Origin of the sequence: Lentilactobacillus sunkii DSM 19904, from assembly GCF_001435575.1 — a bacterium.
Lineage (GTDB): Bacteria > Bacillota > Bacilli > Lactobacillales > Lactobacillaceae > Lentilactobacillus > Lentilactobacillus sunkii.
Genome location: NZ_AZEA01000027.1, coordinates 26,665 through 35,977 on the forward strand (window position 1 = coordinate 26,665; position 9,313 = coordinate 35,977).

Here is a 9,313-nt window from a genome sequence, read left to right on the forward strand (position 1 = left end):
TACTGTTCAAGGCCAAATCGTGTTAATATTCAAATTAGAGGAGGCGGTCTTGTGGAACAAAAATATTCGGAAGTAGAAGCTGAAAAACATTTCGAAAATAATCGTCTGTGGTTTCGACGATTCCAAACAACCCGCTCATTTCGAAAGTTAACTAAACCGGAAAGAGCAGCAGCTGGCTATATTACCCAGGCATTTGTTGGTCTGGCCTACAAGTATCAGTTACGAAGTCCACGACGATATTCTGCAAAATCAGTCAAAAAAGTGATCCTGGAATTGTTCCCACAGAAAATTGCGGCAACAAACGTCTTTTTCACGTCGGTCATTCCTGTGATGCGCCGGTATTTCGTCTTTTTAGGTGCCCAGCATAAAATCAGTAACGTCGATACATTGACAAGGGCACTGGACAGTTTAAAGATTGGAACGTTATTAAGCAGCCATCGGGACACCTCAAACTGGGATGCCCATAAAAAATTGGGCATGCAGGTCCTGATGGGTTATAAATTAGATGTTGATCCAAAGAAGGTAACGGCTTACGAGGAAGATTACAATATGGGAGTCCCGTTAAGATTCTGCTTCGACTTCAGCGTAAACCGCCCACCAAAGAACATTATTCTGTTAACGGAAAAGTTGCGGAAGAGATTTGAGAATGTGATGTATGAGAAAAACAGATAGTGTGCGACGAGACCCGGGAGTTCCCGGTCATAAGGACGGCCCGCCAATAAAGAACGATTCAGTGTTCTTTGTTGGCGGGCCGTTCTTATGTGTAGGGAACTGGGTCGTCGGAGCATAGCTCAAAAGCCGAAGGGAGCAGCAAAAAACATAACAACTCCAAACTTTGCAGCCTCCACCGAAATATACCAGTGCAGATGAACGAATCTTGTTCATCTTTGGCATTCTTCGTTTGTGTGGCAACAAGTAGGTTAGATGGTTCACGCCGTCGGGGGTCAGGGGTGTCGTCAAGTAGTCAAGCCGCCTGGTTCCCCCAAAAACAAAAAAACACTCCGCAACAACCGCAGAGCGTCTCACAAATGAAAATTCAATTACCCGAATCTAGTCAAGCAGTTTAACCTGCCTAACATTCTCCAACTTGATGACTTCGACACCTTTGGCTGGGCGTTTGATGAAAGCCTGATCGTGATTGACAGCTGCGACACTGCCAGTCAGCTTGTCGTCATTGGTTTCGACAATCACCAACTTGTGATTTTTATATGCATTCATCAATTCGTTTGAAATTTCTTTTGTCGCAATAGTCATCATTGTCACCTCTTATGATAGAATTAATTATAGTTCACAAATCTGCTGGATGTAAACAATTTTTCTCACAAGCGTAAGCTTAAGAATAATTTATCAACATTTTTTTGCATTTAGCGCTAAAGTGGATATATAGGTTAAGTGAAAGGGGTATTGAAATGACTGAACGCCAAATGATTCAAGAAATTTTAAATACCGTTGATGTTATTTATAGTTTTGTAAACACCGACGATGATAAGAAGGAATACGAGATTGTTATTAACCGTCAAGATGGTGACCATCGCCAACTTGAGAACGTCAACAAAGAGATCAAGCATTACTTCACTGACGCCAACTTTAGTTATGATGAAGAGCTCAACGACAATGGCGACGATATTCACGTTCAAGTAAAACGATAATTGGTCTAGCTTAATATTACTTCACAAAAGTTATTGAACAGGCAATTTGAATTGCAATGCACGTTATGGTATAGTTCATAATGTGCTTTTTTAATACAAATGAAAATGGAATGCACTATAATTAAATAAAGTTACATAATTTTTTTGAAATAATTTGTAATCGCTTTCTAGTGATCGGAGGGAATTTGATGTTAACAGACAGACCAAAATATGTTTTATCAATTGATCAAGGTACGACTTCCACTCGGGCGATGATTTTCGACCACAACGGCCGCAAAGTTATCGAGGCTTCAAAGCCGGTTAAGCAGGCAATTCCACACAATGATTGGGTTGAAACCGATCCCAACGAAATTTGGACTTCCGTATTGAACGTGATTTCTTCAGCGTTTATCGACGCCGGAATTCATCCTGAAGATATTGAGGGAATTGGGATTGTTAACCAACGTGAAACGACGCTTATATGGGACCGAGAGACCGGGGAACCGATTTATAATGCAATTGGTTGGCAGTCTAAGCAAACTGCCGCCTTGGCCCGTAAATTAAAGAATGACGGCTATTCTGGTATGATCCACAAGAAGACTGGTTTGATTATCGACTCATACTTCTCCGCAACCAAAGCCCGCTGGATTTTAGATCACGTTGACGGTGCCCAAGCCCGTGCCGAAAAGGGTGAATTGATGTTTGGAACCGTTGATACTTGGCTGGTTTGGAAGCTTTCCGGCGGTGAGTATCACGTTACCGATTTCTCGAATGCCAGTCGTACGATGCTTTTTAATATCCATACCCTTCAATGGGATGACGATATTTTGAAATTACTCAATATTCCTAAAGTGATGCTTCCAGAAGTTAAAACTTCCAGTGAACTTTACGGAACGACGAAAAATTATCAGTTCTATGGCATTGAAGTTCCGATTGCCGGGATTGCCGGTGACCAGTCGGCGGCTTTGATTGGGCAATTGGCTTTTGAACCGGGAATGATCAAGAACACGTACGGTGATGGTGCATTTATCATGATGAACACGGGCTCAAAGCCTGAAATTTCGGATGATAACTTGTTAACAACCATTGCTTACAATTTGGATGGCAAAGTGACTTATGCCCTTGAAGGATCAATTTTTGCAGCCGGAACGGCTTTGTCTTGGTTGGCAGACAGCTTACAGCTGATTGACAACGTACCGGAATCTCGCCAGGCTGCGATGAACTCTGAAGACGACGATGAAGTATACGTTGTTCCTGCATTTAACGGATTGGGTGCGCCTTATTGGGAACAGGATGTTCGTGGAGCCGTCTTTGGCTTAACCCGCGGAACCACGAAGGATGACTTTGTTAAGGCAACTTTGCAGTCAATCGCCTATGGAACCAAAGACATCATTCAAACAATGGAGCAGGACACCAGCATGCACATTCCAGAATTAATGGCCGATGGTGGTGCGTCAAGAAACAGTTATTTGATGCAGTTCCAAGCTGATATTTTGAATATTCCGATTCAAAGAGCGGCTGATGAAAACACCACTGCATTTGGTGCCGCAATTCTGGCCGGTTTGGCAGTCGGTTTCTGGAAAGACATTGATGAAATCAAGAGTCTTCAAGCACCTGGCCGAACATTTAAGCCGAATATGGAAGATTCCCGCCGCCAGAAGCTTTATCGTGGCTGGAAAGCTGCCGTTCAAGCAACTAGAGGATATAAAGTCAAAATTTAATCTTAAATCAAAAATTCCTTCAACCAAACGGCTGAAGGAATTTTTGTTATTCTTGGTTATTATCTTTAGGTTCTTTCCAATAGTTTGCATTCGCCAAAAGCTCTTTAGATCGTTCATCCGCCGGCACAAAGCCGATGTTAAAGAGATGCTTGAAATACATCATGTTATAAATCAGCATCCAGACGATCCCAAGTCCGTATGAACCAAGGCTGTAGGCAATTTGGAACGGTTCACCCATTCCAAGTGACAGGGCCATTCCAGCGATAATTTCGACACCTGCCATACACAGCAGGTTGTACCAGTCCGATCTGAAAATTGGGACCCAGAGATTGAAAAACAAAGCGGTAAACGATGGCCCGACTTTCGCAATTCTGATTTGACCATTTGCCTTATTGACGACAGTCGCAAAATTTGGCGGAATCGGCAGTCCCATTGGATTGTTGGGATCATTTTGGTTATTGTTGTTATCATCATTGTTGCCGTTACCAAATGGGTTTTGCATGGGGAACCTCCTTTCAGATTAAAGGTTATTTTTTCTTGAATTTAACAACACATTCACAGCGGGACGTCTGTGGCATCAAATCGACTGATTGAATGTATTCAACATTATACTTCTCAGTTAATTTTACTAGATCCTGCGCTAATGTCGATGGATTACATGAAATATAAACAAACTTTTTCGGAACGATGTCCAAAATTGTGTCGATTAGTGAATCAGCCAAGCCGGTGCGGGGTGGATCGACAATCAAAGCAGTTGGAGTCCAACCGTCGTCAATCCATTCTGGCAGCAGTTCTTCTGCTTCACCAACTTCGTACAAACAGTTAAAAATACCGTTTCGTACCGAATTGGCGTTGGCATCTTGAACCGCATCCGCAATGGTATCCATTCCGCGGACTTCCCGAACTTGTTTGGCAACTGATAACCCAATTGTTCCAACGCCGGAATAGGCATCGACCAACTTTTCATTACCCTTGAGGTCCAAGGCTTTGAAGGCTTCATCATAAAGGGTGGAAGTCATCTCAGGGTTGGCCTGGAGGAACGCGCGGGCAGACAAGTCGAACTTCAATCCATTCAGGACTTCGGTGATGGTTTCACGGCCGGCTAAATGAATCATTTCATCGCCCCAAATGAGGGATGTCTTACCTGGATTGACATTTTGCATGACTGAGACAACTTCAGGCAGGTCAGCTTTAATGCGTTCCAGGAGTTGGTGCTTTTTGAGCAATTTCTTGCTTTGGGTGATAAAGGTCACCTGAACCTGATCGGTGGCAATCGCTGCTCGAACAACCACTGTCTTAATGATACCGGCATTTTTCTCCTCGTCATAAGCGGGGATGCCCAGCTCATCGATCATCGCGACAATTGCGCGCATCACTTTCATGGTCAATGGGTACTGCAGGGCGGACGTTTTCAAATCAACAACGTCATGGCTGCGGGCTTTGTATAAGCCGGCAATGGTGTTGCCGTCAGTATCTTTGCGGATTTGGAAAGTTGCCTTGTTACGATAGTGGGTTGGATCATCCATCCCAATTGTTGGTAACAGCTTAAACCTGCGGTAGCCGGTTGGCTGATATTTTTCAAGTGACTGACGGATCACGTCACGTTTGAATTCCAGTTGTTTGGGGTAAGTTAAATTTTCCAGCTCAAAACCGCCGACGTCATTTGCATAGTCGTCGACTGGTTGGATTCGATCTTTGCTCTTGGTCAAGATTTCAACCAGCTTGGCCCGAATAAAATTATTCAAATCATCAGTTACTTCAACAATGACCTTTTCAGTTGGCAGGGCGCCGGGAACGAAAACCAGTTTCCGTTCGTAGTAACCGATCCCTTCGCCGTTGATTCCCAAGCGTTTAATATCGATGGTGAGTTGTTCACCTTCATCTACGTGAACATTATTATTATCGTTATACATTGAACCGTCCTTAATATTTGCAGTTATCTTAATAATTCTAGTTATATAGTATGATAGCACATCAGGGAAGAGTGTGACGAGCGATGGTTGATGTGGTTTCTAAGGGGGCCTTGACTAAAACCCTGTTTTTGGGTTTTGGTCAAGGCCCCCTTAGAAGTTAACATCAGTTGCGTCGAAGCACATTTTATCTAAATGGAAGTAAAAAACGAGAATAGTATCATTGAAAAAATACATTTTGAAAGTATTGAGGCTGGGATGTCGAGCCAAAAATTATTGATAAAATTAGCATTTGTTTGTGGAGAGATGTTATCTAGTCGAAACGTGTTCTCAAGAGCAGCAACCTGCATATAAGCCAACTTCGGGCGAAATCAAACTCGATTTCCCCCAAAGTCAGCTTATGCTCCGGTTGCTAACCGCTCTTGCTCACACTCTGTTTTTTTACCAAGTGGCGGTATCCGGATCAGTCGCCAAACCCGCCTTGCCATGGAATCCATCGATTGTCTTCATGTCCGAATTTGACAAATTGAAGTCGAAAATATCGGCATTTTCCTTGATGTATTTTTCATGGACTGACTTTGGCAGTGGTAGGAAACCGTGTTGGAGTGACCAGCGTAGAACCACTTGGGCTGGTGTCTTATCATATTTTCTGCCGATTGATGCGAGTTCTGGAATCTTGAAAATCTCACCGGTTCCAAGCGGACTATATGCTTCTGTCAGAATGTCGTGATCGTCATTATATTCAACCACTGCCGGCTGGAGGTCAGAAGGGTTGATGAACATTTGGTTGACCATCGGCTTGACCTTGGCTGTTTCCAGCAAAGCATCCAAATGCTTTGGTCTGAAGTTGGAAACGCCAATCGCTTTAGCAGTTCCTTCTTCGTAGAATTCTTCCATTGCCCGCCACGATTCAGCGTTTGCTTCTTTCCAGTTGGAACGAAAGTCAACTGGATTTGGCCAGTGAATCAGGTAAAGATTGACGTAATCCAAACCTAACTTTTCAAGTGACCGGCCAAATGCTTCCTTGGTCTTTTCATAGCCATGATCGGCATTCCACAGTTTGGTGGTGACAAATAAGTCTTCACGGGGAACCCCGCTGTCCTTGATTGCTCTGCCGACACTTTCTTCGTTGCCGTATGCGGCAGCTGTGTCGATGTGACGATAGCCGGCATTTAAAGCAGCTAAGACTGCATGATAAGCTTCATCGCCGTCAGCTGATTGCCAAGTCCCAAAGCCGACTTGGGGAATTTTAACGCCGTTATATAAGGTGTAAGTATCTGTTAATGACATAAATTAACCTCCTAAGGTGTATCTAACCCCATTCTATAGAACTCAAATATTAAGTACAAAGAATTTATCCATCGACGAGTGCTCACCGTTGTTTAAGGGATGACCCAAATCGGAAAAACCGTATGACTGGTAAAGGTGAACTGCTTCTTTGAGTGAATGGTGGGTTTCCAAATAAATGGTCTTGTATCCGGCACCCTTGGCAAATCCAACCGCCGTGTCCAACAGCCGGTAACTGAGATGATGGCCGCGGGCTGCATTGGTTAAATAGAGTTTTTGTAATTCGGCAATTTTGTTAACCGGATCAAATTCAGCGATCCCGTCACCACCAAGAACGTTACCGGCATCATCAACAGCAACAAAATATTCCCGGTTGGCTTTTTTTGAATAAAAGCTGCTCAAGTGATCCAATTCTTTATCAAAATAGGCGGTCCCCGGAATGTCGAGGCCATAAGACTTAAGTGAGTCGCGGATGATTGCGGCCAACACGGTGTCGTCTTGGCCTTCGATTGGTCTGATCTTTACCACTTTATCAGCTCCTTTGTTTGATGTTTGACTAGCATATTACCACTTTTAGAATTCAAGAGTAAAGCCCATGTGAGCGCTTTAACGTGATATACTGGAATTAATTTATAACAGTTCGGGAGGGATCACTATGGATCAAAAAGTTGCGATTGTTACAGGCGCTTCATCAGGAATTGGCAAGCAGATTGCCAAGAATCTTTATCGAAACGGCATGGAAGTCTATGCTCTGGCACGGCGGGTGTACGCTATGAACGAACTCGATGATTTGGGCATCCACACGATGCATCTGGATGTGACCGACCACGATGAAATTGATCGGGTGATTAGTCAGATTGTTGCTGAAACCGGTCGAATTGACGTTTTGGTCAACAATGCCGGTATCGGATCGTTTGGTTCCGTTGAAGAAGTGACGCTGACCGAAGGCGAGTACGAATTCAAGGTTAATGTATTTGGATTGGTTAAAATGATTCAGGCGGTTCTTCCGGTTATGCGAAAACAGCATAGCGGACGAATTGTCAATATGTCGTCAATGGCCGGTAAATTAGGGAATATGCTACTGGGCAGCTGGTACGTCGGGTCTAAGTTTGCGGTTGAAGGGATCAGTGATTCGCTGCGTCAGGAGCTCAAACCATTTGGCATCGATGTTGCGGTGATCGAACCCGGGGCAATTCAGTCCGAGTGGAAAGACGGCGCAATGGATCGGATGATGGATGCTTCGGGAAGTGGACCATATGCATCATTGGCCCGCAGATCGGCAGCCTTCTTCGCCATTTCGTATAAATTCGCGGCAGCACCAAGAGTAGTCGCTCGTGCAGTCGACCGGGCAGTCTTTTCGAGGCGGCCAAAAACCAGGTACGCAGTTGGAACCGGCGCTTTGCCAGCTGTGCTGATGAAACGGATTATGCCGGACAAGTGCCTGGATGCATTTTTTGAGGCGTTAAACAAGTATGCCCAACAAGTCGTGAATCGTGAAACCAGCCAAAACAGATAACGATTGACCGGCTTAATCAAATAAAGTACCATTAAATCAGAAACACACTAGGGGAACTGCTGGAGAGCAGCTGAGACCGACCTAAAAAGGCCGAAACCCTTGGAACCTGTCAGCTAGGACTGGGGTAGGAAAGTGAGAGTGTGACGAGAGCCGGGAGATGCGGTTTCTAAGGTAACTTTGGTTGAAACCCGGGTTTGGGGTTTGAACCAAAGTTGGCTTAGAAGTTAGCATCTGGCTCGTCGGAACACGTTTCGGCAAGGTAAAATAGAACCNGAACACGTTTCGGCAAGGTAAAATAGAACCACCAACCAAATTCACCAAGCCGAGACGCATCAATTCAAACTCAAACCCAATCAGGAGCTGCAGACATCCAAGTGTCTTCAGCTCCTATTTTTATGAACAAATAATTGTACAAAGAGGAGAACGGAAAATGAAAATCGATTTACTGGATACATTACGTGAAAAGAACCCAATTGCTTTTAACATTTCAAACTTTGTCACGGTACAGGATGTTGCCAATGGAATAAACGCTTTGGGTGCGTCACCAATTATGTCCGAAGAAAAAAATGAAGCTGAGCCGATGGTCCAGATGGCTGACTCAGTTACCATCAACCTCGGGGCATTTACAGAAGGTCAGCTTCAGCAGATTAGCGCAGTGACAGCATTTGCCAATAAATATAACAAACCGATCATTGTTGACCCAGTGGCGGTTGGTGCGGTTGATTATCGTAAGGAACGTTGTAATGAGTTGCTTGATCAAATCGATGTGGCAGTTATCCGTGGAAATGCCGGTGAAATTGCCGCTCTAGCTGATGTTGATTGGAATGCCAAGGGAATCGATGCCGGAGAAGGCAGCGGAGACTTGGAAGAAATCGCCAAGAAGCTGGCCAAGAAACGCAATTGTGTTGTCGTAGAAAGTGGTAAGACCGACATCATCACAGATGGTGAAGCGGTTGTCAGAATTTATAACGAAACCGATTTGTTCAAGCTCCATGTTGGATCAGGCGATATGCTGTCAAGCACGATCGGTTGTTTCTGCGGGATTGAAAAGGACTACTTCGAAGCAGCTCAAACAGCAACTGCTGTCTTTGATGTTGCCGGCGAAGTTGTGGCAAAAGCAATGGACAAACCACTGGCAGGCTCGTTTGGCGTGCGATTGATTGATGAGTTGCATTTGATTGATGTTAAGACCGTGGAGAAAGAGGCGGATTTCGAGTAGATAAGAGATAATATGAAGTGACCCCCTAAGTT

At 44.3% G+C, this 9,313-nt stretch carries 10 protein-coding genes; 5 read left to right on the forward strand and 5 right to left on the reverse strand.

All coding sequences use genetic code 11. The annotated features are described in order from the left end of the window. The first annotated feature begins 51 nt into the window (after positions 1 to 51). Positions 52 to 672, forward strand: coding sequence for a hypothetical protein (locus FD17_RS11400; protein ID WP_057826300.1), 621 nt, complete (start codon positions 52 to 54; stop codon positions 670 to 672). A gap of 378 nt (positions 673 to 1,050) precedes the next feature. Here FD17_RS11400 and FD17_RS11405 read toward each other — a convergent pair whose 3' ends face one another. Continuing rightward, positions 1,051 to 1,257, reverse strand: coding sequence for a hypothetical protein (locus FD17_RS11405; protein ID WP_057826301.1), 207 nt, complete (start codon positions 1,255 to 1,257; stop codon positions 1,051 to 1,053). Between the two features lie 152 nt (positions 1,258 to 1,409). Between FD17_RS11405 and FD17_RS11410 the strand changes: the two genes are divergently transcribed. Together FD17_RS11410 and glpK are read left to right on the forward strand one after the other, a co-directional pair. Beyond that, a complete protein-coding gene (locus FD17_RS11410; protein WP_057826302.1) occupies positions 1,410 to 1,649 on the forward strand; it encodes a hypothetical protein in 240 nt (79 codons plus the stop codon). Between the two features lie 188 nt (positions 1,650 to 1,837). Next, complete coding sequence (glpK, locus tag FD17_RS11415) at positions 1,838 to 3,349, forward strand: glycerol kinase GlpK (protein ID WP_057826303.1); 1,512 nt, start codon at positions 1,838 to 1,840, stop codon at positions 3,347 to 3,349. Positions 3,350 to 3,395: 46 nt separating this feature from the next. On the opposite strand, the gene FD17_RS11420 is transcribed toward glpK, so the two are convergent. From FD17_RS11420 to FD17_RS11435, 4 genes are all read right to left on the reverse strand, one after another. After that, positions 3,396 to 3,851 (reverse strand): hypothetical protein, encoded by a 456-nt coding sequence (locus FD17_RS11420; RefSeq protein WP_057826304.1) that lies wholly within the window; start codon positions 3,849 to 3,851, stop codon positions 3,396 to 3,398. Positions 3,852 to 3,876: 25 nt separating this feature from the next. After that, positions 3,877 to 5,262: a 23S rRNA (uracil(1939)-C(5))-methyltransferase RlmD gene (gene rlmD / locus FD17_RS11425; RefSeq protein ID WP_057826305.1), complete on the reverse strand. Its 1,386-nt coding sequence runs from the start codon at positions 5,260 to 5,262 to the stop codon at positions 3,877 to 3,879. Positions 5,263 to 5,700: 438 nt separating this feature from the next. Continuing rightward, positions 5,701 to 6,549: an aldo/keto reductase gene (locus FD17_RS11430; RefSeq protein WP_057826306.1), complete on the reverse strand. Its 849-nt coding sequence runs from the start codon at positions 6,547 to 6,549 to the stop codon at positions 5,701 to 5,703. Positions 6,550 to 6,591: 42 nt separating this feature from the next. Next, on the reverse strand, positions 6,592 to 7,074 hold the full coding sequence (locus FD17_RS11435) for a GNAT family N-acetyltransferase (RefSeq protein WP_057826307.1): 483 nt from the start codon (positions 7,072 to 7,074) through the stop codon (positions 6,592 to 6,594). 127 nt (positions 7,075 to 7,201) lie between these two features. Here FD17_RS11435 and FD17_RS11440 point away from each other — a divergent pair, with 127 nt between their 5' ends. Both FD17_RS11440 and thiM read left to right on the forward strand, forming a co-directional pair. Continuing rightward, the gene (locus FD17_RS11440) at positions 7,202 to 8,062 is read left to right on the forward strand and encodes an oxidoreductase (protein WP_057826308.1); all 861 of its coding nucleotides are present in this window, start codon (positions 7,202 to 7,204) and stop codon (positions 8,060 to 8,062) included. A 430-nt stretch (positions 8,063 to 8,492) separates the two neighbouring features. Continuing rightward, a complete protein-coding gene (gene thiM / locus FD17_RS11445; protein WP_057826309.1) occupies positions 8,493 to 9,281 on the forward strand; it encodes a hydroxyethylthiazole kinase in 789 nt (262 codons plus the stop codon). Positions 9,282 to 9,313: the final 32 nt, after the last annotated feature.

Coding starts and splice junctions, on each gene's coding strand:
- FD17_RS11430 (WP_057826306.1), bottom strand. CDS start 6,549: ATGTCATTAACAGATACTTACACCTTATATAACGGCGTTAAAATTCCC.
- FD17_RS11405 (WP_057826301.1), bottom strand. CDS start 1,257: ATGATGACTATTGCGACAAAAGAAATTTCAAACGAATTGATGAATGCA.
- glpK (WP_057826303.1), top strand. CDS start 1,838: ATGTTAACAGACAGACCAAAATATGTTTTATCAATTGATCAAGGTACG.
- rlmD (WP_057826305.1), bottom strand. CDS start 5,262: ATGTATAACGATAATAATAATGTTCACGTAGATGAAGGTGAACAACTC.
- FD17_RS11440 (WP_057826308.1), top strand. CDS start 7,202: ATGGATCAAAAAGTTGCGATTGTTACAGGCGCTTCATCAGGAATTGGC.
- thiM (WP_057826309.1), top strand. CDS start 8,493: ATGAAAATCGATTTACTGGATACATTACGTGAAAAGAACCCAATTGCT.
- FD17_RS11410 (WP_057826302.1), top strand. CDS start 1,410: ATGACTGAACGCCAAATGATTCAAGAAATTTTAAATACCGTTGATGTT.
- FD17_RS11420 (WP_057826304.1), bottom strand. CDS start 3,851: ATGCAAAACCCATTTGGTAACGGCAACAATGATGATAACAACAATAAC.